The organism is Lactobacillus fornicalis (assembly GCF_055362665.1).
In genome coordinates, this window is sequence record NZ_JBLTIM010000024.1 from 12,320 (window position 1) to 34,857 (window position 22,538).

The 22,538-nt window shown below is 34.6% G+C and carries 35 protein-coding genes, 1 other RNA gene and 1 other annotated feature; all 36 genes read left to right on the forward strand.

The window, feature by feature from the left end:
* Positions 1-122: 122 nt before the first annotated feature.
* The 36 genes from ACNDLV_RS05655 to tsaD all read left to right on the forward strand — a co-directional run bounded on the left by ACNDLV_RS05655 (position 123) and on the right by tsaD (position 22,525).
* Positions 123-551, forward strand: a complete 429-nt coding sequence (locus ACNDLV_RS05655; RefSeq protein ID WP_006585826.1) for a hypothetical protein — start codon at positions 123-125, stop codon at positions 549-551.
* Between the two features lie 117 nt (positions 552-668).
* Positions 669-1,016 (forward strand): hypothetical protein, encoded by a 348-nt coding sequence (locus tag ACNDLV_RS05660; RefSeq protein ID WP_006587662.1) that lies wholly within the window; start codon positions 669-671, stop codon positions 1,014-1,016.
* Positions 1,017-1,235: 219 nt separating this feature from the next.
* On the forward strand, positions 1,236-1,442 hold the full coding sequence (locus tag ACNDLV_RS05665; protein WP_034530165.1) for a DUF6007 family protein: 207 nt from the start codon (positions 1,236-1,238) through the stop codon (positions 1,440-1,442).
* Between the two features lie 94 nt (positions 1,443-1,536).
* A complete protein-coding gene (gene cysS / locus ACNDLV_RS05670; protein WP_006585822.1) occupies positions 1,537-2,958 on the forward strand; it encodes a cysteine--tRNA ligase in 1,422 nt (473 codons plus the stop codon).
* On the forward strand, positions 2,951-3,394 hold the full coding sequence (locus ACNDLV_RS05675; protein ID WP_006587663.1) for a Mini-ribonuclease 3: 444 nt from the start codon (positions 2,951-2,953) through the stop codon (positions 3,392-3,394). Before cysS ends, ACNDLV_RS05675 begins: the two co-directional genes overlap by 8 nt.
* Complete coding sequence (rlmB, locus tag ACNDLV_RS05680) at positions 3,381-4,136, forward strand: 23S rRNA (guanosine(2251)-2'-O)-methyltransferase RlmB (RefSeq protein WP_006585820.1); 756 nt, start codon at positions 3,381-3,383, stop codon at positions 4,134-4,136. Before ACNDLV_RS05675 ends, rlmB begins: the two co-directional genes overlap by 14 nt.
* 103 nt (positions 4,137-4,239) lie before the next feature.
* On the forward strand, positions 4,240-4,389 hold the full coding sequence (locus tag ACNDLV_RS05685) for a hypothetical protein (protein ID WP_225306003.1): 150 nt from the start codon (positions 4,240-4,242) through the stop codon (positions 4,387-4,389).
* A 135-nt stretch (positions 4,390-4,524) separates the two neighbouring features.
* A complete protein-coding gene (locus ACNDLV_RS05690) occupies positions 4,525-4,791 on the forward strand; it encodes a hypothetical protein (RefSeq protein ID WP_225306004.1) in 267 nt (88 codons plus the stop codon).
* Positions 4,792-4,847: 56 nt separating this feature from the next.
* Entirely contained in the window at positions 4,848-5,066 is a 219-nt protein-coding gene (locus ACNDLV_RS05695; RefSeq protein ID WP_006585818.1) for a P8 family protein, read from the forward strand.
* 147 nt (positions 5,067-5,213) lie between these two features.
* Entirely contained in the window at positions 5,214-5,363 is a 150-nt protein-coding gene (gene rpmG / locus ACNDLV_RS05700; protein ID WP_006585155.1) for a 50S ribosomal protein L33, read from the forward strand.
* A 2-nt stretch (positions 5,364-5,365) separates the two neighbouring features.
* Positions 5,366-5,536 carry a preprotein translocase subunit SecE gene (secE, locus tag ACNDLV_RS05705; protein WP_006585816.1) on the forward strand — a complete coding sequence of 57 codons (171 nt, stop codon included), beginning with the start codon at positions 5,366-5,368 and terminating at the stop codon, positions 5,534-5,536.
* 101 nt (positions 5,537-5,637) lie between these two features.
* Positions 5,638-6,195, forward strand: coding sequence for a transcription termination/antitermination protein NusG (gene nusG / locus ACNDLV_RS05710; RefSeq protein ID WP_006585815.1), 558 nt, complete (start codon positions 5,638-5,640; stop codon positions 6,193-6,195).
* A gap of 130 nt (positions 6,196-6,325) precedes the next feature.
* Complete coding sequence (rplK, locus tag ACNDLV_RS05715; RefSeq protein WP_006585814.1) at positions 6,326-6,751, forward strand: 50S ribosomal protein L11; 426 nt, start codon at positions 6,326-6,328, stop codon at positions 6,749-6,751.
* 96 nt (positions 6,752-6,847) lie between these two features.
* Positions 6,848-7,540 (forward strand): 50S ribosomal protein L1, encoded by a 693-nt coding sequence (gene rplA, locus ACNDLV_RS05720; protein ID WP_006585813.1) that lies wholly within the window; start codon positions 6,848-6,850, stop codon positions 7,538-7,540.
* Positions 7,541-7,716: 176 nt separating this feature from the next.
* Entirely contained in the window at positions 7,717-8,733 is a 1,017-nt protein-coding gene (locus ACNDLV_RS05725; RefSeq protein WP_006585812.1) for a glycosyltransferase family 2 protein, read from the forward strand.
* A 101-nt stretch (positions 8,734-8,834) separates the two neighbouring features.
* Positions 8,835-9,755: an ROK family protein gene (locus ACNDLV_RS05730; RefSeq protein WP_006585811.1), complete on the forward strand. Its 921-nt coding sequence runs from the start codon at positions 8,835-8,837 to the stop codon at positions 9,753-9,755.
* A gap of 37 nt (positions 9,756-9,792) precedes the next feature.
* Positions 9,793-9,919 (forward strand) — a sequence feature (ribosomal protein L10 leader region).
* 32 nt (positions 9,920-9,951) lie between these two features.
* Complete coding sequence (gene rplJ, locus ACNDLV_RS05735) at positions 9,952-10,455, forward strand: 50S ribosomal protein L10 (protein ID WP_022091069.1); 504 nt, start codon at positions 9,952-9,954, stop codon at positions 10,453-10,455.
* 65 nt (positions 10,456-10,520) lie between these two features.
* Entirely contained in the window at positions 10,521-10,883 is a 363-nt protein-coding gene (gene rplL, locus ACNDLV_RS05740; protein ID WP_006585809.1) for a 50S ribosomal protein L7/L12, read from the forward strand.
* A 95-nt stretch (positions 10,884-10,978) separates the two neighbouring features.
* The gene (locus ACNDLV_RS05745; protein ID WP_022091068.1) at positions 10,979-11,578 is read left to right on the forward strand and encodes a class I SAM-dependent methyltransferase; all 600 of its coding nucleotides are present in this window, start codon (positions 10,979-10,981) and stop codon (positions 11,576-11,578) included.
* A 9-nt stretch (positions 11,579-11,587) separates the two neighbouring features.
* Entirely contained in the window at positions 11,588-12,112 is a 525-nt protein-coding gene (tadA, locus tag ACNDLV_RS05750; RefSeq protein ID WP_006587666.1) for a tRNA adenosine(34) deaminase TadA, read from the forward strand.
* Positions 12,113-12,122: 10 nt separating this feature from the next.
* An RNA gene (gene ffs, locus ACNDLV_RS05755) (signal recognition particle sRNA small type) lies at positions 12,123-12,220 on the forward strand.
* 50 nt (positions 12,221-12,270) lie between these two features.
* Positions 12,271-14,052 (forward strand): DNA polymerase III subunit gamma/tau, encoded by a 1,782-nt coding sequence (dnaX, locus tag ACNDLV_RS05760; protein WP_006587667.1) that lies wholly within the window; start codon positions 12,271-12,273, stop codon positions 14,050-14,052.
* Positions 14,053-14,092: 40 nt separating this feature from the next.
* Positions 14,093-14,422, forward strand: a complete 330-nt coding sequence (locus tag ACNDLV_RS05765) for a YbaB/EbfC family nucleoid-associated protein (protein ID WP_006585805.1) — start codon at positions 14,093-14,095, stop codon at positions 14,420-14,422.
* On the forward strand, positions 14,422-15,021 hold the full coding sequence (gene recR / locus ACNDLV_RS05770) for a recombination mediator RecR (protein WP_006585804.1): 600 nt from the start codon (positions 14,422-14,424) through the stop codon (positions 15,019-15,021). The genes ACNDLV_RS05765 and recR overlap by 1 nt, the downstream gene beginning before the upstream one ends.
* Positions 15,018-15,257 carry a YaaL family protein gene (locus ACNDLV_RS05775; RefSeq protein ID WP_006587668.1) on the forward strand — a complete coding sequence of 80 codons (240 nt, stop codon included), beginning with the start codon at positions 15,018-15,020 and terminating at the stop codon, positions 15,255-15,257. The genes recR and ACNDLV_RS05775 overlap by 4 nt, the downstream gene beginning before the upstream one ends.
* Before the next feature lie 90 nt (positions 15,258-15,347).
* Entirely contained in the window at positions 15,348-15,995 is a 648-nt protein-coding gene (gene tmk / locus ACNDLV_RS05780) for a dTMP kinase (protein ID WP_006587669.1), read from the forward strand.
* Complete coding sequence (darA, locus tag ACNDLV_RS05785) at positions 15,995-16,315, forward strand: cyclic di-AMP receptor DarA (RefSeq protein WP_006585801.1); 321 nt, start codon at positions 15,995-15,997, stop codon at positions 16,313-16,315. Before tmk ends, darA begins: the two co-directional genes overlap by 1 nt.
* Complete coding sequence (locus ACNDLV_RS05790; protein ID WP_006585800.1) at positions 16,315-17,163, forward strand: DNA polymerase III delta subunit-related protein; 849 nt, start codon at positions 16,315-16,317, stop codon at positions 17,161-17,163. Before darA ends, ACNDLV_RS05790 begins: the two co-directional genes overlap by 1 nt.
* 17 nt (positions 17,164-17,180) lie before the next feature.
* A complete protein-coding gene (gene yabA, locus ACNDLV_RS05795) occupies positions 17,181-17,537 on the forward strand; it encodes a DNA replication initiation control protein YabA (protein ID WP_006587670.1) in 357 nt (118 codons plus the stop codon).
* A complete protein-coding gene (rsmI, locus tag ACNDLV_RS05800; protein ID WP_006585798.1) occupies positions 17,521-18,375 on the forward strand; it encodes a 16S rRNA (cytidine(1402)-2'-O)-methyltransferase in 855 nt (284 codons plus the stop codon). Before yabA ends, rsmI begins: the two co-directional genes overlap by 17 nt.
* A 2-nt stretch (positions 18,376-18,377) precedes the next feature.
* The gene (locus ACNDLV_RS05805; RefSeq protein WP_006585797.1) at positions 18,378-19,106 is read left to right on the forward strand and encodes an acyl-[acyl-carrier-protein] thioesterase; all 729 of its coding nucleotides are present in this window, start codon (positions 18,378-18,380) and stop codon (positions 19,104-19,106) included.
* Positions 19,099-19,677 (forward strand): folate family ECF transporter S component, encoded by a 579-nt coding sequence (locus ACNDLV_RS05810; protein WP_269255670.1) that lies wholly within the window; start codon positions 19,099-19,101, stop codon positions 19,675-19,677. The genes ACNDLV_RS05805 and ACNDLV_RS05810 overlap by 8 nt, the downstream gene beginning before the upstream one ends.
* Positions 19,677-20,216: a folate family ECF transporter S component gene (locus ACNDLV_RS05815; protein ID WP_006585794.1), complete on the forward strand. Its 540-nt coding sequence runs from the start codon at positions 19,677-19,679 to the stop codon at positions 20,214-20,216. Before ACNDLV_RS05810 ends, ACNDLV_RS05815 begins: the two co-directional genes overlap by 1 nt.
* Positions 20,216-20,944, forward strand: coding sequence for a tRNA (adenosine(37)-N6)-threonylcarbamoyltransferase complex dimerization subunit type 1 TsaB (gene tsaB / locus ACNDLV_RS05820; RefSeq protein WP_006585793.1), 729 nt, complete (start codon positions 20,216-20,218; stop codon positions 20,942-20,944). The genes ACNDLV_RS05815 and tsaB overlap by 1 nt, the downstream gene beginning before the upstream one ends.
* Entirely contained in the window at positions 20,928-21,482 is a 555-nt protein-coding gene (gene rimI / locus ACNDLV_RS05825; protein ID WP_006585792.1) for a ribosomal protein S18-alanine N-acetyltransferase, read from the forward strand. Before tsaB ends, rimI begins: the two co-directional genes overlap by 17 nt.
* Complete coding sequence (gene tsaD, locus ACNDLV_RS05830; RefSeq protein ID WP_006585791.1) at positions 21,479-22,525, forward strand: tRNA (adenosine(37)-N6)-threonylcarbamoyltransferase complex transferase subunit TsaD; 1,047 nt, start codon at positions 21,479-21,481, stop codon at positions 22,523-22,525. Before rimI ends, tsaD begins: the two co-directional genes overlap by 4 nt.
* Positions 22,526-22,538 lie beyond the last annotated feature (13 nt).

Sequence of the window (22,538 nt, forward strand, 5' to 3'; positions counted from 1 at the left end):
GCGTTGAAAGACGCGATTTTTTTGTTTTAGGATTAAAAATTAGCTTTTGGGGATGAGCTAATTGCATTGAAAAGTAGCCTCCTTTAAACTAAAAGAAATTATTAGAATTAAGGAGAAAAATTATGCAATTAACAATGTGGTTAGTGCTACTGATATCAATTTTGGGGCTGGTTTTAATTGGACTTTCAATTAAGAAGTTCAACAACCGTTTCAACTTATTTGTCGAAGGTATCGCTTTTCTTTATGTTGCAGGGATTTTTTTACTTGATAGCTTAGTTAGTGTTAAGGATGCAATAAATTTAGCTTATTCTTATATGGCTTTACTTTTTGGCATTTTTGGGAGCTTATTTTTAATTGTTGCTTGGATTACTAAAGCATATAAGAACTTTATTTTGCAAGATTGGATATCAGCTGCTGCTTTAGGGATTATGGCTGAATTAATAGCACTTAGCTTTAAATCCCCGAATTTAGCAATGAGTGATTATGTGATTTTGGGATTTACGTTAATAATTCAATTTTTAGTAGTTGGATTCGTAAAATTTAATAAGTAATTGAAAAGAGCCTGTTTGATAAATAAGCTCCCTATATTTGGTAAAATAAAGTTAGAAAGAAAGCTGTTGAGAGGTTGGTTTATAGAGTAGAAAAGATAAACTAGGGGGAGACTAACAATGAAAAAGCGTCCAATAGTTTTATATACTTGCATGATTATATTCGACACTTTGGTTATATCTTATTTGCCAGCTGGTACAATATTTCAAATCTTAGGTAGTGTAACTCTTATTTCTCCAATCATAATAGGGATGTATGCGATAGCTAATTTTAAAAGAGATGATTTTAGATTTTCTTTACTAAATGCTTTGATTTGCATTCCATATGTATTTTTATTAGTTGAGTACTTAATTTGGAGTGGATGGATAAGAATTGTTGTTAACATTATGATAGTTCTTTTTTCAACAGTAGGTATATATGCTTATTTAAGTTTGAAATCTAATCTGAATCATAAGAAAGTTAGCTAGTTGTGGTTAATAGCTATAGCTGGTAAATTTCTAGTTTGATATACTTAATTTAGATAAAAGAATAGTAGAAATGAGGATAAAATAATTAAAAAAGAACGCGCAACTATTTTATTTATTTGTATGGTTATACTTAATACTTTAATCATATCTCGTCTACCAGATAACTCATTACTTCAAATTTTATGTAATATAGCCCTTTGCGTTCCAAGCACAATTGGGATGTACAAGGTAGCTAATTTTAAAACACAAGTTATTAGATTGTCTTGGTGGAATGTTTTTATGTGTATACCATATATTCTTTTATTAGTTGGATACTTAATTTGGAGTGGTTGGGTAACAATTATTGCCAACATTATGATAGTTATTTTTTCAACAGTAGGTATATATACTAGCTTAAATATAAAATTTAAAAATCTAACTAATTAGGTTAAAGAGGCACCTGATAAATAATCAAATGCCTCTTTTTTTCTATCATCTGGTAGAATAGTAAAATGAGAAGTTCAAGAGGGAAGGTAAGCAAATGAAAATTTATAATACTTTGACCCGCCAAAAAGAAGAATTTAAGCCACTTGTTCCTGGCAAAGTAAGCATGTATGTTTGTGGACCAACTGTGTATAACTACATTCATATTGGAAATGCTCGTTCAAGTATCGCTTTTGACACAATTCGGCGTTACTTAGAATACAAGGGCTTTGATGTAAAATATGTTTCTAATTTTACTGACGTTGACGACAAGATGATTAATGAAGCTCGAGCTGAAGGTATTACTGTGCCAGAGTTGGCTAAGCGTTATATTAATGCTTTTATGGAGGATACTACCGCTTTAAATATTGAACCAGCAACCCTTCACCCTAGAGCAACTGAAGAAATTAAAGATATTATTGCCTTTATTAAGGACTTAATTGAAAAAGGCTTTGCTTATGAAGTAGATGGCGATGTTTATTATCGTGCTAAGAAGTTCAATGGTTATGGCAAGTTGAGTGACCAAGATATTGCTAGTCTTGAAGAAGGGGCTAGTGAACACGTGAATGAGGCAGAATTTGCCAAAAAAGAAGATCCAATTGATTTTGCCTTGTGGAAAAAGCAAAAGCAAAGTGACGAAATTGCTTGGGAATCCCCATGGGGCAAAGGTCGACCAGGTTGGCATATTGAATGTAGCGTGATGTCAACTAAATATTTAGGTGATACGATTGACATTCACGGTGGTGGTCAAGATTTGGAATTTCCACACCATGAAAATGAAATCGCTCAAAGTGAAGCCAAAACTGGTAAAAAGTTTGTCAATTACTGGATGCACAATGGCTTTGTGACAGTAGGAAAAGACGAAGAAAAAATGTCAAAATCACTTCACAACTTTGTGACAGTGCATGATATTTTGAAGCGAGTTGATCCGCAAGTATTGCGCTTTTTCATGGCAAGTGTCCAATATCGCAAGCCAATTAATTATTCTGAAGAGAATTTAAAGCAGGCTGCAATTATTTTGGATAAAATTAAAAATACTGTTTTAAATGTTCAAGATAAGTTGCAAGATACTGATTCTCAAGAAAATAAAGCCTTGGCTGTAGCAATTGAAGATAGTGAAAACCGCTTTAAAGAAGCGATGGATGATGATTTTAATGTTCAAAATGCATTATCAGTAGTTTATGATTTATTGCCAATAATTAATAAAAATATTAGTGAAAGTACTAGTGACTTATCAAATCTGAAACAATTTTTACAGCACTTAGAAAATTGGATGGCAATCTTTGGAGTGGATATTCACAAGCTAACTGCTGAAAAAGTAAGTGATGATGATTCAGAAATTGAAGAACTAGTAAAAAAACGTGATGAAGCTAGAAAACATAAAGATTTTGCCACAAGTGATGCTATTCGTGACCAACTAGCTGCTATGAATATTGTTTTGCAAGATACACCGAAAGGAACTAAGTGGAGACGTGGGTAAAATAAAACAGCTTTTTGAAAAAAATATAAATCCTGATACTTTAAATGGCCAAACGCTTGCTTATTTGGGAGATGCAGTTTATGAGATTTATATTCGACGCCATTTACTAAAAGGAGGAGTAGTAAGACCCCAAGTTTTACAAAGGGATGCTACCCATTATGTGTCTGCTAAAGCACAGGCAGCTTTGATTACTAAAATGCAAGATGATCAAATTTTAACAGAAGCTGAACTTGCTACTTTTAAGCGCGGAAGAAACGCCAAAAGTCATACCCATGCCAAGAATACAAAGGTAGCTACTTATAAGTTATCCACAGGATTTGAAGCTATTTTTGGCTATTTAGAATTACTTGATAAACAAGAAAGAATTGAAGAATTGGCAACTTGGTGTATTAAGCAAGTTGAAGCAGGAGGAATTGATAATTATGACTTCAGTTAAAGGTGATTTCGTTTTTGGAAGACATGCTGGGATTGATTTTCTAAAGAATGAATCAGCTGATAAGATTAACAAGGTCTTTTTACAAAATGGTGTACAAGTAGAATTTGCTAATCAGGTCTATGGCTTAGCAAAGAAAAAGCATTTAATTGTTCAAGAAGTTCCAAAAAATAAACTTGATAAACTTGTGCCTGATGCTAATCATCAGGGCTTGGTACTTGCAATTTCTAGTTTTGAATATGCAGATTTAGATAAATTGGTTAAAAAAATTGCTGATAAAGAAAATCCATTTTTATTAATGTTAGATTCAATTGAAGATCCTCATAATCTTGGTTCTATTTTAAGAAGTGCCGATGCGACAGGTGTTGATGGAATTATTATTCCTAAAAGACGTGCTAGTGGGTTAACTAGTGTAGTAGCTAAAACTTCTACTGGTGCTATTGACCATGTCCCTGTTTGTCGTGTGAATAACCTTGTTCAAACAACAAAAGAATTGAAGAAGGCTGGCTACTGGTTCTTTGGTACTGCCATGGAAGGACAAGACTATCGCTATTGGGATGCTAAAGGAAAATGTGTTTTAGTCATTGGCAATGAAGGAAAAGGTATTAGTCCTTTACTTTTAAAACAAATGGATCAAACTTTAACTATTCCAATGGTAGGCCATGTTCAATCACTTAATGCTTCTGTAGCTACAGGTGTTTTACTGTATCAAATGTTGAACAGCAAAATGCCTTTGTCTAAATAAAATTAGACAGAATATACTACATGCTTAATTAAATTTAGGTTCGCTAAATCATAAAAAAACTTCTCTGTAGACTGATAAAAAATCTATCACAGAGGAGTTTTTTATGAATACAGTAGAAAATCTAGTTCGAAAAGTTAAAGAAAACGATGATATTGCCCTGCTTCTGCTATTTGAAAGGTATAAACCGATGATAACAGCTGTTACTAAACGGTATTTTATTCGCTGCCTTGATGAAAATGACTGGAACCAATAGGCTTTAATTGTTTGTTATGAATCCGCCGGATTATTTGATTTTGAGCGTGGGACTACATTTGGGAGCTTTTTTAAACTTCGTTTGCAAAATAAAGCAAAAAATTTATTACGCTTTGAGCTGGCAAAAAGACGGGCTTTGTATGCTAACGCAATTTCTTATGAAGCATTAAAAGAACGTGGCCAAATCTGTGATCCCAGTTATGAGCAATCCGATTTGCCAACAAGTATTGAATTAAGTAATTTTATCCAAACTTTATCTCAATTAGAAGTTGTTGCATTGATGGTAATTACTGGAATGATAGATTTGAAGCAGGCAAGTGTAACGGCTCAAACTTCACCTGAGACAATTAAAAGAGCAATAGCAAGAACTAGGATAAAAATGAGAGCGTATTTTCTGCGCTAAAATCAATAAACTGTAGTAAAATAAGAGTTGTAGAAATTATTAGGAGGTATTTTAAGATGACAGAAGATGTTTTAAAGACAAGATTGTTGGACCGTCATATGAAGGAAGTCTTCGATTGGAGTGACTCAAACATTCCTGTAAGAGATGCCATTTGGGACTACTTCATGGAAAAGAATGGTAAAAATACCCTTAAGACTGAGGAAGATATGCTTCCTTTCTTGAAAGACTCCGACGATAAGATTGAAGCCTTCGTCAACGAAAATCTTAAGAAATAAGACCAACTAAATAATTCTACGCCCGGTGGATACGCATGTTTGTCCACTATTAAAAGACCGCTAGTAAAACTAGTGGCCTTTTTACTTGTTATAATTGCGAAAGTTGTTTTTTTTTGCTAGTATTAGATACAGTTTGGAAGTGAGATTATGGCAGTGAAAAAAGCAGCGTTAGCTTGCACGATTTGTGGTTCGCGAAACTACTCAATCACCGCAAGTAAGACTCGAACTGAAAGATTAGAAATTAAGAAGTTTTGTAAACATTGTAAAAAGATGACCTTACATAAAGAAACGAGGTAGCTATGTTTAAGTTCTTTAAGAGTGTTGGTCAGGAAATGAAGAAAGTTACTTGGCCAACAGCAAAGCAAAACAGACGTGATACAACAACTGTTATTGTGACTTCAGTTTTATTTGCATTATTCTTAGGTGCTCTTGATTGGGCATTCAGCACTTTAACACAAATGACATTTTAATAGTTTCAGAGATAATTATGTGATATAATCATCTTGCTAGTTAAAGAACCTCTACTATGAGAGGTTTTTTTGTTTGTCCAAAATTTAAGGAGAAATTATAAATGGTAGAAACTTCAGCAAAAAAATGGTACGTTCTTCATACTTATGCAGGTTACGAAGATAAAGTTAAAAGTGACCTTTTATCACGTGCACAATCAATGGGGATGCAAGACTTTATTTTTAGAGTTGTAACCCCAGAAGAAACTAAAGTAGAAACTGTTCGTGGTAAAAAGCAAGAAGTTGAAGAAAAAATTTTCCCAGGTTATGTTTTAGTTGAAATGGTTATGACCGATGAAAGTTGGTTTATTGTTAGAAATACTCCAAACGTAACAGGATTTGTTGGTAGCCACGGTGGTGGTTCTAAGCCTTCACCATTATTAGATGATGAAATTGCTCGAATCTTGGAAAACCAAGGTGTAGAAGCTAAGAAACCAGATATTGATTTTGAAATTGGTGAAACGGTAACTATCACTGAAGGTGCATTCGACGGAATGGTTGGTAAAATTACCGATATTCAAGAAGATAAAGAAAAGATTTTTGTTTCAGTTGATATGTTTGGGAGAGCAACAACTGCAGAACTAGATTACGATCAAGTAAAGAAATTTGATGGTAATGAATAATTAACCTTATTTTTTTCTTGTTTTACATTACTTAAGATGGTAAGATACTAGAGTATCTTTATTATTGTGGGAGGAAGACTAGGTAAGTCTTCCATTTTAACCGCATCACGGAATCAAGGAGGTTTTGACCGTGGCAAAGAAAGTTATTAATGTTGTTAAATTACAAATCCCAGCTGGTGCAGCAACACCTGCTCCTCCAGTTGGTCCTGCATTGGGTCAAGCCGGCATTAACATTGTTGGTTTTACTAAGGACTTCAATGCAAGAACTGCAGACCAAAAGGGTATGATTATCCCTGTAGTTATTACTGTATATGAAGATCGTTCATTCGAATTCATTACTAAGACTCCACCTGCAGCTGTTTTATTAAAGAAGGCAGCTAAGGTTGAAAAGGGTTCTGGCGAACCTAACACTAAGAAGGTTGCTAAGGTAACCAAGGCTCAAGTTAAGGAAATCGCTGAAACCAAGATGCAAGACCTAAACGCAGCTGATGTTGAAGCAGCAATGCGCATGGTTGAAGGTACTGCTAGAAGCATGGGCTTCGAAGTAGAAGACTAAAGCTTACTAGGAACGTCGGATCGTTAATTAAAGTTAACGAATCAAGTGGGAGAGCTAAGAGGGCTCGTTTGACCACATTTGCAAGGAGGAAATCGCATGCCAAAGCATGGTAAACAATATTTAGAAGCTGCTAAAAAAGTTGAAAAGAACAAGTTTTACTCAGTAGCTGAAGCAATGAAGCTTGTTAAGGAAACTTCATACGCAAAGTTTGATGCAACTGTTGAAGTTGCTTTCAACCTTTCAGTTGATCCTAAGCAAGCAGACCAACAAATTCGTGGTGCCTTAGTTTTACCTAATGGTACTGGTAAGACCCAAAAGGTTATCGTTTTTGCTGAAGGTCCTCAAGCTGAACAAGCTAAGGAAGCAGGCGCAGACGAAGTTGGTTCTGACGAATTAGTTGAAAAAGTTCAAAATGGTTACTTAGACTTTGATGTTGTTATTGCAACACCAATGATGATGGCTAAGGTAGGTCGTCTTGGTCGTGTCTTAGGTCCTAAGGGCTTAATGCCAAACCCTAAGACTGGTACTGTTACTATGGACGTTAAGAAGGCAGTTGAAAACGTTAAAGCTGGTCAAGTTGAATACCGCGTTGATAAGCAAGGTTTGATTCACGCACCTATCGGCAAGGTTTCATTTGAAGATGAAAAGTTAGCTGAAAACTTTACTGCTTTAAGAGATGTTATTTTACATGCTCGTCCAGCAAGTGCTAAGGGTCAATACGTTAAGAGCGTAGCCGTAAGTGCAACTTTCGGCCCTGGTATCCACCTCGACCCATTAAACATGAACTAATAAAGTTTAAAGATATTAAGAAGGAATCGCATTAGCGATTCCTTTTTTGTTTATTTTTAATTGTTATCGCTTCCAATAAAATTGCAGATAATTTGCAATTGTTATGGTAGAATTTACAAGTTATAATAAATTCACTGATGTAAATTTTTAATAATCAATGAGAAGAGATTAGACTATTGAAAAAAGTTTTAAGTATTATCGTACCTTGTTATAATTCTGAAGATTATTTAGAAAAATGTGTAAATTCTTTAGTAGCTATTCGTGACGACGTTGAAATTATTTTGGTTGATGATGGTTCTAAAGATAAGACTCCAGAATTGATTGATCAATTTGCTCAAAAATATCCAGAACAAATTATTCCAATTCATCAAGCTAATGCAGGGCATGGTGGGGCCTTAAATAAAGGCTTTTCAATTGCTAGTGGTGAATATATTAAAGTAGTTGATAGCGATGATTGGGTTGATTATGGTGCTTACTTAGAAATTGTTACTTTTTTAAAGCACTTAATTCAGAAAAAACAATCAGTAGATTTATTGATTAGCAATTATGTTTATGACAAAGTAGGTGCTAAGCATAAAAAAGTAGTTCATTTCCCTCATTTGCCTAAAAATAAATTTTTTGGTTGGGATGATGTAAAACTATATTTAGGACAATATTTGATGATGCATTCACTTATTTATCGTAGAGAAGTAATTACCAATAGAGCTCATCTGCAATTACCAACTCATGTTTCATATGATGACAATATATATGTTTTCGAACCTTTACGTCATGTTAGAAAGATGTATTACTTGGATGTGAACTTTTACCATTATTTCATCGGTCGGGAGGATCAGTCGGTTAATGAAAGTGTAATGCTTAAAAAGATAGATCAGCAGTTGCTTATTAATAAGCGAATGATTAAGTTTTATGCAGAACATATTGATCCCAACACTTCATTAGGAAAATATATGAAGTTCTATTTAGAAATAATTACAGCTGTTTCTTCAATTATATTAATTCGTGGTAAAAAGTCTGAATATATTGAGAAGAAAGATGAGCTTTGGCAATATATAAAAATCAAAAATCCTAAGTTATATCATTCATTAAAAAGACGGCCACTTGGAATCTGTATGAATTTGCCAACACGATTGGGAAATAAAATTGCTTCGGGATTTTATATTGTAGCGCATTTAGTATATGGATTTAATTAATGATTATTTGTTCTCTATGCTAAGATAATGGTAAAATAGTAGATAATTAAAAACATCTCGCTTGTCGGGATGTTTTTTTATGGAAATAGCGAGGAAATAACATGAGACAGTATTTAGTTTTTGATATCGGTGGAACTAACTTAAAATATGCTTTGTTGGATAGCGCCGGAAATATTATTGAAAAGGACAAGAAACCAACTGTTAAATCAGGCTTAAATGATTTCTTGAAAGAAATGTATGAAATTGCTGACCAATATAAGGGAAAATTTAAAGGGATTGCAATTTCTTGTCCTGGTAAAATTGATGTAGACAATAAGATTATTCACTTTGGTGGTAGTTTACCATTTCTGGATGGTGCTAATATTCAAGAATTATTTGGTGACAAATATGGTGTCCCAGTTGGTGTGGAAAACGATGGTAAAGCAGCTGCCCTTGCAGAAATGTGGTTAGGTGCCTTAAAAGATGTAGTTAGTGGTGAAATGCTAACTTTAGGTTCTGAAGTGGGTGGCGGAATTGTTGTCGGTGGACAATTAATTCATGGTGCTCATTTCCAAGCAGGTGAGCTTAGCTTTATGCGTTATGATATGAATTGTGCTGACTGGAGTGGTTTTACTGGTCAAAAAGGTTCAGCGGTTAACATGATTAAGCGCGTGAATGAAGCTTTGGGCAATAGCGATTTGGAAGATGGGCAAAAAGCATTTGAAGCAATTAATGCTGGAAATGCACAAGCATTGCAAATCTTTGAAGAATATTGTGCGGATGTTGCTAATATAATTTTATCCGTGCAAGCGGTTGTTGATGGTGAACGAGTTGTTATTGCAGGTGGTATTAGTGCGCAAGATATTGTTATCGAAACAATTAGAAAACAATATCAAGCTTTAGCTAACAAGTTTTATCGCGTTAATAATGAATTAACTATGCCAGAAATCGTTCGAGCAAAATTTGAAAATGATGCTAATATTTATGGTGCATTGTATGCATTACTTTTAGATATTAATGGACAAAGTGAAGAAGCAAAATAATATTAATTCTTGACTTTTAGTCTAGAACTTGGTATATTATTCAAAGTAAATTCTACCTAAGACTCGGGTGACGATAGAAGTCTCAATATCCCGCCGAGGCCAGAAGATAATGATGAGTTTTACAAGCTCCATGTCTCTTGGCATGGAGTTTTTTTAGGCCTTATAGAATTTATAAAATCTCATGGAGGTGAACCAATTGAGTAAAGCTGCTATTGCTGCAAAGGAAAAGTTAGTTGATGCTTTTGCTGAAGAACTTAAAGCTGCCAAAGCTATCTTGGTAATTGACTACTTAGGTCTTACTGTTGATGAAGTTACTAACATGCGTAAGGAACTTCGTGAAAACGATGTTAAGATGAAAGTTATCAAGAACACTTACTTAAGACGTGCCGCAAAGAAGGCTGGTATCGAAGGTTTAGAAGATACTTTCGTAGGTCCTACTGCTGTTATCTACACTGATAACGCTGATGATATTACTGAACCAGCTAGAATCGTTTCTAAGTACGAAGACGACTTTGATGTAATTAACATCAAGGGTGGTATGCTTGAAGGTAAGCTTACTTCAAAGGAAGAAATCAAAGAACTTGCTTCTATCCCAGGTCGCGAAGGCTTGTTATCAATGCTTGTTTCTGTATTGCAAGCTCCTGTACGTGACTTTGCATACGCTGTTAAGGCTGTTGCTGAATCTAAGGATGAAGACTAAGATTCAAAGTTATAATTATTGTAATTGTATTTAATTTTAATATCTAAATTTCGGAGGATACTTAAATGGCTTTAGATACTGAAAAGATTATTGAAGAATTAAAGGGTGCTACTATCCTTGAATTAAACGACTTAGTAAAAGCTATCGAAGAAGAATTTGACGTTACTGCTGCTGCACCAGTTGCTGCTGCAGGTGCTGCTGCAGGTGCTGCTGCTAAGACTGAATTCGATGTTGAATTGACTGAAGCAGGTCAAGAAAAGGTTAAGGTTATCAAGGCAGTTCGTGAAATCACTGGTCTTGGCCTTAAGGATTCTAAGGATCTTGTTGATGGCGCACCTAAGGTTATTAAGGAAGGCGTTTCAGAAGACGAAGCTAACGACATCAAGGCTAAGCTTGAAGAAGTTGGCGCAACTGTTACTGTTAAGTAATTTAGTCTTTCTAAATAAAAAGGACAATCTACGTTATGTAGATTGTCTTTTTTTTGCTTATTTTTGTTATAATCTTACTAGAAATGAGGAGAGATATGGCAGAGCAATATTTTACAGAAAATCCTAATACTAAACACGATTTAAGGGTTATCGATTATCATTTAGCAGGTATTGATTTAAAGTTAACAACTGATGCAGGAGTTTTTTCAAAAAACAGAGTAGATTATGGTAGTGGTGTTTTAATCCGTAATATGCTTGAGGAAAATCCAGTTTCAGGCAATATTTTGGATGTGGGATGTGGTTATGGCCCAATTGGCCTTTTTGCTGCTAAAAAGTGGCCAGATCGTCAAGTTGATATGGTTGACGTTAATGAACGAGCAATGGACTTAGCTCGAAAAAATGCTGAAGTTAATGGTGTGACTAATGTTAATATTTTCGCTTCAAGTGTGTATGAAAATGTGGATAAACAATATGCAATGATTTTAACTAATCCACCTATTAGAGCGGGTAAGAATATTGTTAGTGAAATTTTAGAAAAAAGCTACGAACATTTACTAGTTGGTGGAAAATTACTTGTTGTTATTCAGAAAAAGCAAGGAGCGCCAAGTGCAAAGAAGTTAATGGAAACGACTTTTGGCAATTGCGAGATTGTTGAGCGTGATAAAGGATATTACATTTTAAGGAGCGTAAAATAAAGGACAATTATGTTTTCTAGTGAAGAAAAAAAGCACTATATGGAATTAGCATTTGCTGAAGCTAAAAAGGCTGAAGCACAAGATGAGGTACCAATTGGTGCAATTGTTGTCGATCCTAAGGGACAAGTTATTGGGCGAGGTTATAATCGCCGTGAATTAGATAATGTTGCAACTCACCATGCAGAAATTTTGGCAATTAATGAAGCTTGTAAAACGCTAAATTCATGGCGCTTAATAAATTGTAGCTTATTTGTGACGCTAGAGCCTTGTGCAATGTGTGCTGGTGCAATAATTAATGCTCGCTTAAAAGAAGTGTTTTACGGTGCTCCTGATCATAAAGCAGGTGCAAGTGGAAGCGTTGTAGATTTATTTGCTGTGGAAAAATTTAATCATCATCCACAAGTAATTAGAGGACTTTATCGTGATAAAGCAAGTAGCATGTTGACTAATTTTTTCAGAACAATTAGGGCTAAACAAAAAGAAAAAAAGCTAAAAGCAAAAGAAAACAAAGCTAGCTCTAGCCAAATCGACTAAAATACGTTATTATATTTATCGGGCAATGTTTGTTTTCTGAATCGTGTCAGGACCGGAAGGTAGCAGCACTAAGGAAATTCAGGCATGTGCCTTTTATTAGATAATTAACAAGCTCCTAGCAGCACTAGCTAGGAGTTTTTTTACTAAGGAGAAAACTAATGGCTTATCAAGCGCTATACCGTAAATGGCGGCCTAGGACATTCGATAGTGTAGTTGGACAAGAAGCTATTACTGATACTCTGAAAAACGCTATTATTCGAAATAAAGTTTCACATGCATTTTTATTTGCAGGACCAAGAGGTACTGGTAAGACTTCTTGTGCTAAAATTTTTGCTAAGGCCTTGAATTGCCTTAATCTGCAAGATGGTGAGCCATGCAATGAGTGTGAAAATTGTAAAGCAGCTGATTCTGGTGCTATGCCTGATATTATTGAAATTGATGCTGCCTCTAATAATGGGGTTGACGAGATTCGCGAGATTCGCGATAAGGTAAAGTATGCGCCAACACAAGGAAAGTATAAGGTTTATATCATCGACGAAGTTCATATGCTTTCAATTGGTGCTTTCAATGCCTTGCTCAAGACTTTGGAAGAGCCACCTGAACATGTGGTATTTATTTTGGCAACTACTGAATTGCAGAAAGTTCCTGCTACAATTATTTCTCGAACTCAGCGTTACAATTTTAAGCGTATTAGCAAGCAAAATTTAGTTGATCGTATGAAATTTATTCTTGAACAAGAAGATATTCCATATGAAAATCAGGCTTTGCAAGTAATTGCGCAAGTAGCTGATGGAGGGATGAGAGATTCTTTAAGTATCCTAGATCAATTGCTTAGCTTTGAAAAAGAAAAGGTCGAATATAAAGACGCTTTGAATATTACTGGCTATGCAGCCAGAGAAGCTACTGAGCAATTGTTCTTGAACTTGTTGAATCAGAAAGTCAGTGAATCATTAGAATTAAGTCATAAGCTTTTGCAAGATGGTGCAACTGCCAAGAATTTGCTATCAGAGTTAATTAGCCTAGCTACAGAAACTATGTTGGTACTCAAGGCAAATAAAGATAGTGAATTTTTGACTAAAGATTTTACTAAGCAAATTACAGATGTTCCAGAAAAGCGGTATTTTCAGCTGATTACGGCAGCTAATGAAGCGCTTAATGATTTACGATTTACTAATCAGGAAGAAATACCTTTAGATGTATTTTTGGTAAAAATAGCTAATCCGGTTAAAGAAATGGTGGAAAAGGTCGCTGATTCTCATAATTCCGAAATAAATCCAGCTATTAATCAAGAATTAGCAGACTTGAAGGCGCAAGTAGCTGCTTTAACAAAAAAAGTTAGTCAATCTAGTGGTTTTGCAACAAACAATCAAGTATTTAAAATTGATGATGCAAAAAAGAAGCCTCAATCTCCTAAAGCAAGTGAGCCACAGGCTAAACCAAAACCTAAACGCAAAAAGACGGTTAATTCTGAATTAAATCGTCAGGCAGTTTACGCTGTCTTGGAAAAGGCAACGAAAAAAGATCTAGAAGATGTACGTAATGTTTGGCCAGATTTACAATCTGTTTTAGGTGTATCTGAGCAGGCATTATTAAAGGTGTTAGAGCCGGTTGCTGCCAGTCATAATCGGGTAGTAATGAAGTGTAAATATGCCTTTTGGTTTGAACGAACTAGTGAAAATACCAACTTGATGGCTACTTTAAATTCAGAATTAGCTAAGTTTTTAAAACATGACTCTGAAATCGTTTTGGTGCCGGATGCAGATTGGCTTCAAGTTAGAAAAGATTTTCTTGCTAAGCACAAAGATGAAATCTTAGCTCGTCAAAAGCAAGGCAGTGCAGAAATTGAAGTTGACCAACAACAAGAAGACAGTCAGGAAAAAGAAGTAATTGCTAAGGCAAAAGAAGTTTTTGGTTCTGACAATATTAATGTAAAAGATTAGAATAGATAATAAGAATATAAAGAATGTAGAGGTATTTATAATGGCAAAAAGACCTAATTTTGGTGGTATGGGCGGCATGAACATGCAACAAATGATGAAGCAAGCAAAAAAATTGCAAGCCCAAATGCAAGAAGAACAAGCTAATATTACTGCACAAGAATTTGTAGGTAAATCTGCAGATGATATTGTGACAGCTACTTTTTCAGGGGATAGACGCTTAAAAGATATTCAAATTAAGCCTGAAGCAATTGATCCTGAAGATCCTGATATGTTACAAGACTTGATTATTGATGCTGTAAATAAGGGATTAACTCAAATTGATCAAGCAACTCAAGCAGGGTTAGGAAAGTATACTAAGGGGCTATTTTAATGCAATACCCATTACCGATTGCGCGATTAATTGAAAGTTATATGAAGTTACCCGGAATTGGTGAAAAAACTGCAACAAGATTAGCTTTTTATACATTGGATATGCCAGCAGATGATGTTGAACAATTTGCCCAATCTTTAAAAGATGTTAAGACACTTTTGCATCAATGTTCAATTTGTGGAAACATTACGGAAACTGATCCATGTCAAATATGTCGGGACAGTAATCGTGATCGTAGCACGGTTATGGTGGTTGAACAGCCCAAAGATGTTATGGCTTTTGAAGAAATGGGAGAATATGATGGCATGTATCATGTGTTACATGGCGTTTTATCACCAATGGAAGGAATTGGACCAGAAGATATTAATATCAAAAGTTTGATAACACGTCTTCAAAAAGATGATGATATCAAAGAAATTATTATTGCATTAAATTCAACTCCTGAAGGTGAATCTACAGCAATGTATATTGCAAAACTCTTGAAGCCAGCAGGGCTGAAAGTCACTCGTTTGGCTTCTGGGCTCGCAGTAGGAACTGATATTGAATATGCAAATTCAATCACTTTAAAACGGGCTGTTCAAGGGAGAATCGACTTATGATTTTTGGAAAAAAGACGCAAGTAAAAGAAATAGGCGATCAACACTTGATGGCGACTATTTCTAAACTGCAAAGACAGCTTTTAAATGAACAAGAGCTTGATCCTACGACAGTTGATTATTCAGAAGATAATATTATGGCCAGTAAAATTCTAAAGGCTAAATATAGCTTTTTGTACAGTGTTGCAAGACAAAGACATACAAAATCTAGTATTACTAATAATGCAATTACACAATAAATTGAGTCCCCTTTGGGGACTTTTTTTATTTCAAGTCTATTAATAAATAACTTTTTCAAGTAAAATCAATTATTGGAGGATTTTTTATTAATGGCAGGTTATTTTATTACATTTGAAGGCCCAGATGGCGCGGGCAAGACTACTGTTTTAGAAAAATTAGTTGAAGAAATAAAGAAAAAAGTTACTTGTGAAATCTTGGTAACACGTGAGCCCGGTGGTTCAAAAATAGCAGAAGCAATTAGAGATATTATTTTAAATCCTGAAAATACAGAAATGGATGATAGAACAGAAGCTTTACTGTATGCAGCAGCTAGAAGTCAACATATGGCTGAAGTTGTTTTTCCAGCATTAGAGGCAGGAAGGTTAGTTTTCTCTGATCGGTTTGTAGATTCATCATTAGCTTATCAAGGAATGGGAAGAAATTTAGGAATTGAAAAAGTTGCAGAAATTAACCAGTTTGCAACTGATGGTTTGAATCCTAACTTAACTTTGTTTTTAGACATTGATCCTAAAGCTGGACTAGCAAGAATTGCTAAGGTTCGACCAGATAAAGAAGATCGTCTTGAAAAAGAAAAATTATCTTTCCATCAAAAGGTTTATACTGGTTATCAAGAAATAGTAAAAAGGTATCCAGAAAGAATTAAAGTTGTGGATGCTAGTCAAGATATTGATCAAGTAATTGCTGATTGTTTAGCTATTTTAAAGCAGCAATTACCAGATTTATTTGAGGTAAAATAATGAAACTTATTTATGCAATTGTTCAAAATAAAGATGCAGGTCGTCTTTCTAAGAAATTTAATGAGAATAATGTACGTGCAACTAAGTTAGCATCAACTGGTGGATTTTTAAGTGAAGGTAATACTACTTTTATTATCGGAGTTCAAGATGAAAAGGTAGACTCAGTTTTAGAGCTTATTAAGGACTGTTCACAAAAGCGCCAAGAATTTGTTAATCCAGTTGTTAATAGTCATGCAGGTGAGTTTACTCAACCATTGGAAATTACTGTTGGTGGGGCAATTGTTTTCGTAACTCCAGTTGATGAGTTTAAACGATTCTAATGATTGATTTAAAACAAGCAGCACCAAAGCAAACTATTTTTTTGAAAAATGCATTTCAACAAGACAAATTGGCTCATGCCTATTTGTTTGTTGATAATTTAACGCAACGGGCTTTAGCAACCGCTTATTGGCTAGCTTGTTTGGCCAACTGTACAGGGGATAATCGACCTGATGGTACTTGTATTAACTGCAAAAGAGTTTTATCAGGAAACCATCCGGATGTTTTTTTGGTTAGACCTGAGGGGAAGCAATCTCTTTCAATTGATCAAATTAGGCCTTTAAAAGAAGAACTCGCTAAAAGTCCCGTTGAAGGAACTAGACGCTTTTTCTTCATTGAAAATGCTCAAACCTTAACTATGCCGGCAGCAAATGCGTTACTTAATTTGTTAGAAGAACCTGTTGCCCCAGTTACGACAATTCTACTTACCAATAACGCTCAGCAAATTTTGCCAACTATTCGTTCACGTACCCAAATTTTAGAGTTCAATGATTTGGTTGAAAATAGTTCTAAAGATCAAGATTTACTTTTATATGGCTTTAGCCAAGAAGATTTGGATAATTTAGGTGAAACGGGAGAACTTGATCAAGCCGTTAAGTATTTTTACCAAGAATTGTTGGAAAACAATGATTTAGCGGTTATTAGCGCCCATAAATTAGCCGGGATGATAAAAAACAAGGTGCAAGAAGAGTATGTTTTTTATCTTTTAAAAAAGTTTTGCTCAGATGGTATTAAGAAGCAGCAATTGTTTGGTAATCAAACCTTATTAGAACGATTATTAGATTGTGACAAAATGAAGTTTAGTAATGTTAGTTTCCTAAATCGACTTGATTACTTAGCACTTAGTTAAAGAAGTAGGTGAGTGAAGTGGATCCATATTCAGAATTAAGACAAGTTCATCAAAATCTTGAAGCAATGTCTAAAATGGTTGCAGGATTAGAAAATGATATTCTTGATACTTTAAAAGAAAATACTGAATTGAAGATGGAAAATCAACTTTTAAGAGAAAAGCTTGATAAATTAACTGCTGAAAAGGCAGGTAAAGAAGTCAAAAGTCAAAGCGGTTTGGCTTCCCTACGTAAAATTTATGAGTCTGGTTATCATATATGCAATATGTATTATGGAACTCACCGTGATCCTAGTTCAGATTGTATGTTTTGTTTAGATATTTTAGATAACTTTGAACATAAAGGAAAAGGGGCAGGTCATGCAAATACAAAGTAGCTTTAAAGAAGAAAAAGGAAAGTTATATCTGGTACCTACACCTATTGGTAATCTTGAAGATATAACTTTGCGAGCAAAAAGGATTTTGCAAGAAGCTGATTATATTGCTGCTGAAGATACCAGGACTAGTGGAATTATGTTGGATAAAATTGGTATCCACAATAAAATGGTGGCTTTCCATAAATTTAATTCTAAACAAAAGGCTCCTGAATTAGTCCAAATGATGAAAGAGGGAGCTGTGATTGCTGAAATTAGCGATGCAGGGATGCCTGTAATTTCTGATCCAGGCTATATTTTGGTTCAAGAATGTATAAAAGCGAATATTCCGGTCGTTCCGCTTCCGGGGCCATCTGCTTTTGCTACTGCATTAATTGCATCTGGATTTGATGCTCAGCCTTTTACTTATTATGGATTTTTGCCCAGAAAAGCTAGTGAACAAAGGCCCTACTTTGAGGCGATGAATCAAGCCAAGGCAACAGCAATTTTTTATGAAGCACCACATCGGTTAACTAAAACTTTAGCTACCCTTGCGTCAGTTTTGGACGATGATCGGCAAATTGTTTGTGCAAGAGAATTAACAAAAATTCATGAAGAATTTGTACGAGGTAGCATTAAAGAAGTTTTGGAACATTTTGAACAAGTGGATCCGCGAGGAGAGTTTGTAGTGCTTGTTTCACCAAATACTGATGAAGCTCCTAAGGTTTCAATGGAAGAATTGGTAAAATTAGTAGACCAATTAGTTGCTACCGGAGCAAGCAAAAAAGATGCCATAAAACAAGTAGCTAAGCAAAATGACGTTTCTAAGAATGATTTATATGATTTTTATCATCAAGGATAACTATGAAATATCAAGAAAACTATCAAATTCAATATGCAGATTGTGATGAAACAGGCCATGTTAAGTTACAAGCCTTGATTGATATTTTTATGCATGTTTCTAATCGACAACTTGAAAATTCTCAAGCTGGCTCTAAAGAAATGGCGATGAAAAATCAGGGCTGGGTTGTAACCCAGTATCATATGGACTTTAAACGGCTTCCAGTAGTTGCTGAACAAGTAAAAATTATAACCAAACCTGTTGGTTATAATCGTTTCTTTGAATACCGCGATTTTTCATTACTGGTAGATGATAAAGAAATTATAAAAGTTCAAAGTCAATGGGTTATTTTGGATTTAGAAAAAAGACGAATCGTTCCAGCTGATTCAGAAGTAATGGCTAGATTTGGTTCACCATTATTAAAAAAGAATCCAAAAATGCGACGGCTAAGAAAACAAGATAATTATGAACAAACAAGGCAATATCGAGTTCGATATGATGATTTGGATTTAAATCACCATATGACCAATTCGCATTATTTCTCATGGATGGAAGATATGCTTGAACGAGCTTTTTTAAATGCTTATGAACCTAAATCAGTTGATATTAAATTCGATAAAGAGGTTTTATATGGCCAAAAAGTCACGTCAAGTTTACTTATTAATGAACAAACAAGTTACCACTTAATTAGTCAGGGTGATCAAGTGGCAACAATTGCAGAAATTACGTGGAAAAAGAGGAACGATGAATAAATATAAAGATAACTTTTTCAAATTATCTCTTCAAAATTTAGTATTATTGGGTCTGGTTATTGCAATTAAACTTTGTTTATCAAGTGTTGCAATTGGGCCAGCTTTTTTTAAGATTAGCTTAGCCTTTTTAGGAAGTGTAGCATTAGGTTACTTATTTGGCCCAGTTTGGGGTGGCTTAGGTGGTCTGGTGTCGAGTCTTTTACACCTGATAATTTTTGGAGATAAAGCAAATATCTTATTAGGAACAATGCTGTCTGCAATTTTAGTACCTATGATATATGGCTTTTTCTTTTATAATAAAGAAATTAAGGCTTGGCGAGTAGTTATGGGGCATTTAACGGTCACGGTTTTAATTAATATTATGCTTAATAACTACCTCTTTTCATTAGTTTCAGGCGTTTCGCTTCAAGTGGCATTTATTCAGAGATTACCTAAGGAAGTGATTTTGCCATGGGGACAAATGATATTAATGTATTTCGTATTAAAAGGACTAGTTCCTATTAGACAAAGAATGGTTTCTTTTGAAAGAAATCATAGTGAAGCTCAAGAAGTGGAAGGAGAGGCTAATTGATGAAAAAGTTTTTCTTTAAGCTAAGTTTACAAGAATTGATATTCTTAGCATTAGTTATTGCAATAAAGATTATCTTAGGACGCTTTTCTTTTGGTCCTACATATGTAAAAGTAGGGTTAGGTTTTATTGGTAGTGTTGCCTTAGGTTACTTCTTTGGCCCAGTTTGGGGTGCAGTTGGTGGCGGAATAAGTGATTTAGTTAGCTCAGCACTTTTTGGTAATGAAGGTGGCTTTTTCATCGGTTTCACATTGACTGCAATGCTTGCGCCAATGATTTATGGGGCTTTCTTTTATAAAAAAACAATTAAAATTTGGCGAATTGTTGCGGCTAGTTTATTAGTAACAATTTTTGTAAATATATTATTGAATACGATTTGGCTACATTTTATTTATAAAATGTCGTTTACAGTAGCCTTGACGGCAAGACTATTAAAAGAAATAATTGTCCCTTGGATACAAATGATTATTATTTTCTTTGTTTTGAATGGCTTACAGCGAGTAAATGAACGCAAGGAAAAATTAGAAAAGAGTAGAATGTAATGAAAATTTTGAGTGTTTCAACTGCTACCAATTTTTTAACTATTAGTCTCAGTGAAAATGAAAAGCTCATCAAGCAAGTAGAAGAAAAAGATCAAAGAAATCATAGTGAACATCTTGATCCTATGATTGATAAACTTTTAAAAGATTGTAATTTATCTTTGAATCAAATTGATCGCTTTGCAGTTGCAATAGGTCCAGGTTCATATACTGGACTTAGAATTGGAATTACTACTATGAAAATGTTTGCTAGCATTTTAAATAAAGAGATAGTAGGAATTTCTACGCTACAAGCTTTAGCAGCCAATAAGCAAACTGCTGATAGTTTGACTTTGGTTTGTTTAGATGCAAGAAATGATAATTTCTTTGCAGGAGCTTATACAAATGGAACAGAAGTAATTCCAGATGGACATTATAGTTTGGAAGCATTATTAAAAGATCTTAAAATTGTTTTAGCTGATAAAAATATTCAGAAACTAATTATTTTAGGTTCTGGAATGGATAATCATAAAGACTTGCTAAATAGCCTTTCTTGTGACATTATTTGGGGTAATGAAGAAGAAAATCTGGTTCATGCTAGCCAAATTGCTAAGTTAGCATTAACCAGTGAAGTTATAGATGCAGATCAACTTGTACCACGCTATTTGAGACGAACACAAGCTGAAATGGATTGGCACAAGAAGACTGGTAAGCCGTTTGAACCAGATAGTAATTATGTTGAAGAAGTTTAGGCATTTTTTTAAAGAAGAACCAGAAGTTAATTTAAATTTCACACCATATGTGATTAATCTTGCAGGGCGAACTATGCAAGTTATGCAAGCTAGTGAAATGAATATACCAGATTTGTTAGAATTAGAAAAAAAGGTATATCAAGGGAAACAACCTTGGTCATCATTTTCATTTGCTAGTGAACTACGCAAAAAGCATAATTCTTTATATTTAGTTATTTATGATAAGGCTCAACTAGTAGGTTTTATTGGAGGAAGATTTATTCCTTGTGAGGGTCATATTACCAATATAGCTGTTGCCCCAGCTTATCAAGGCCAAGGAATTGGTCATTATTTAATAAACTTGATAATTGAAATCGCTAAGAAAAATGGTGCAGCGCAAGTTAGTCTTGAAGTAAGAGCTGACAATGAACCTGCACAAAAAATATATAAAAGCTTAGGTTTTGAAGCTCAATTCGTTCGGACAGGGTATTACCAAGATGATCATATGGATGCTATAAATATGGTCTTACATCTTGAAGGGAAAGAAGATACAAAGTGACAGATAAAAAGGATATTCGAATTTTAGCTTATGAAAGTTCATGTGATGAAACTTCAACTGCGGTTATTAAGAATGGCCGTGAAATTGAAAGTTTAGTTGTTGCTACACAGATAAAATCACATCAACGGTTTGGCGGAGTAGTTCCAGAGGTAGCTTCTCGACATCATATTGAAGTAATCACTCAAATTACTAAAGAAGCATTAAGTGAAGCAAAAGTCACTTGGAATGATATAGATGCAATCGCAGTGACTTATGGGCCAGGTCTAGTTGGAGCCCTTTTAATTGGTGTTAGTGCAGCAAAAGCTGCAAGTATGGCTACAGGGATTCCTTTAATCGGTGTTGATCATATTATGGGTCATATTATGGCTGCTCAACTTGAAGATGAAATAGAATATCCAGCCTTAGCTTTACAAGTATCTGGTGGGCATACAGAATTAGTTTTGATGCATGATCCGATTAATTTTGAAATTATTGGTGATACTCGTGATGATGCAGCTGGAGAAGCTTATGATAAAATTGGTCGAGTTCTAGGTGTTAATTATCCAGCTGGAAAAACTATTGATACCTGGGCTCATCAAGGAAACGACACTTTCAATTTCCCTAGAGCGATGCTTGAAGATGATGATTATGATTTTTCATTTTCAGGACTCAAGAGTGCTTTTATTAATACATGTCATCATGCAGATCAAATTGGTGAAAAGCTTGATAAATATGATTTAGCTGCTAGTTTTCAAGCCGCAGTTGTTGATGTTTTAAGTCATAAGACAATTCGGGCAATCAAAGAATTCAAGCCTAAAACTTTTGTTTTAGGTGGTGGTGTGGCAGCAAACCGAGGTTTACGTGAACGTTTAGAAGCAGAAATTGGTAAGTTAGATACTAAACCAAAGGTAATTATTCCGCCAATGAAATTATGTGGTGATAACGCTGCGATGATAGGTGCAGCTGCATATAATTTATATAAAGCAGGTAAATTTAGTGGATTAGATTTAAATGCAGATCCTTCGCTTGAATTGCCATACGCTGATGCAATTTTAGATAGATAAAAAAGCTGCTTTG

Bases quoted from the DNA above. Each gene is read 5' to 3' on its own strand.
- ACNDLV_RS05655 (WP_006585826.1), top strand. From the start codon at position 123: ATGCAATTAACAATGTGGTTAGTGCTACTGATATCAATTTTGGGGCTG.
- ACNDLV_RS05660 (WP_006587662.1), top strand. From the start codon at position 669: ATGAAAAAGCGTCCAATAGTTTTATATACTTGCATGATTATATTCGAC.
- ACNDLV_RS05665 (WP_034530165.1), top strand. From the start codon at position 1,236: ATGTACAAGGTAGCTAATTTTAAAACACAAGTTATTAGATTGTCTTGG.
- cysS (WP_006585822.1), top strand. From the start codon at position 1,537: ATGAAAATTTATAATACTTTGACCCGCCAAAAAGAAGAATTTAAGCCA.
- rlmB (WP_006585820.1), top strand. From the start codon at position 3,381: ATGACTTCAGTTAAAGGTGATTTCGTTTTTGGAAGACATGCTGGGATT.
- ACNDLV_RS05685 (WP_225306003.1), top strand. From the start codon at position 4,240: ATGAATACAGTAGAAAATCTAGTTCGAAAAGTTAAAGAAAACGATGAT.
- ACNDLV_RS05695 (WP_006585818.1), top strand. From the start codon at position 4,848: ATGACAGAAGATGTTTTAAAGACAAGATTGTTGGACCGTCATATGAAG.
- rpmG (WP_006585155.1), top strand. From the start codon at position 5,214: ATGGCAGTGAAAAAAGCAGCGTTAGCTTGCACGATTTGTGGTTCGCGA.
- secE (WP_006585816.1), top strand. From the start codon at position 5,366: ATGTTTAAGTTCTTTAAGAGTGTTGGTCAGGAAATGAAGAAAGTTACT.
- nusG (WP_006585815.1), top strand. From the start codon at position 5,638: ATGGTAGAAACTTCAGCAAAAAAATGGTACGTTCTTCATACTTATGCA.
- rplA (WP_006585813.1), top strand. From the start codon at position 6,848: ATGCCAAAGCATGGTAAACAATATTTAGAAGCTGCTAAAAAAGTTGAA.
- ACNDLV_RS05730 (WP_006585811.1), top strand. From the start codon at position 8,835: ATGAGACAGTATTTAGTTTTTGATATCGGTGGAACTAACTTAAAATAT.
- rplL (WP_006585809.1), top strand. From the start codon at position 10,521: ATGGCTTTAGATACTGAAAAGATTATTGAAGAATTAAAGGGTGCTACT.
- ACNDLV_RS05745 (WP_022091068.1), top strand. From the start codon at position 10,979: ATGGCAGAGCAATATTTTACAGAAAATCCTAATACTAAACACGATTTA.
- tadA (WP_006587666.1), top strand. From the start codon at position 11,588: ATGTTTTCTAGTGAAGAAAAAAAGCACTATATGGAATTAGCATTTGCT.
- dnaX (WP_006587667.1), top strand. From the start codon at position 12,271: ATGGCTTATCAAGCGCTATACCGTAAATGGCGGCCTAGGACATTCGAT.
- ACNDLV_RS05765 (WP_006585805.1), top strand. From the start codon at position 14,093: ATGGCAAAAAGACCTAATTTTGGTGGTATGGGCGGCATGAACATGCAA.
- recR (WP_006585804.1), top strand. From the start codon at position 14,422: ATGCAATACCCATTACCGATTGCGCGATTAATTGAAAGTTATATGAAG.
- ACNDLV_RS05775 (WP_006587668.1), top strand. From the start codon at position 15,018: ATGATTTTTGGAAAAAAGACGCAAGTAAAAGAAATAGGCGATCAACAC.
- tmk (WP_006587669.1), top strand. From the start codon at position 15,348: ATGGCAGGTTATTTTATTACATTTGAAGGCCCAGATGGCGCGGGCAAG.
- darA (WP_006585801.1), top strand. From the start codon at position 15,995: ATGAAACTTATTTATGCAATTGTTCAAAATAAAGATGCAGGTCGTCTT.
- ACNDLV_RS05790 (WP_006585800.1), top strand. From the start codon at position 16,315: ATGATTGATTTAAAACAAGCAGCACCAAAGCAAACTATTTTTTTGAAA.
- rsmI (WP_006585798.1), top strand. From the start codon at position 17,521: ATGCAAATACAAAGTAGCTTTAAAGAAGAAAAAGGAAAGTTATATCTG.
- ACNDLV_RS05805 (WP_006585797.1), top strand. From the start codon at position 18,378: ATGAAATATCAAGAAAACTATCAAATTCAATATGCAGATTGTGATGAA.
- ACNDLV_RS05810 (WP_269255670.1), top strand. From the start codon at position 19,099: ATGAATAAATATAAAGATAACTTTTTCAAATTATCTCTTCAAAATTTA.
- ACNDLV_RS05815 (WP_006585794.1), top strand. From the start codon at position 19,677: ATGAAAAAGTTTTTCTTTAAGCTAAGTTTACAAGAATTGATATTCTTA.
- tsaB (WP_006585793.1), top strand. From the start codon at position 20,216: ATGAAAATTTTGAGTGTTTCAACTGCTACCAATTTTTTAACTATTAGT.
- rimI (WP_006585792.1), top strand. From the start codon at position 20,928: ATGTTGAAGAAGTTTAGGCATTTTTTTAAAGAAGAACCAGAAGTTAAT.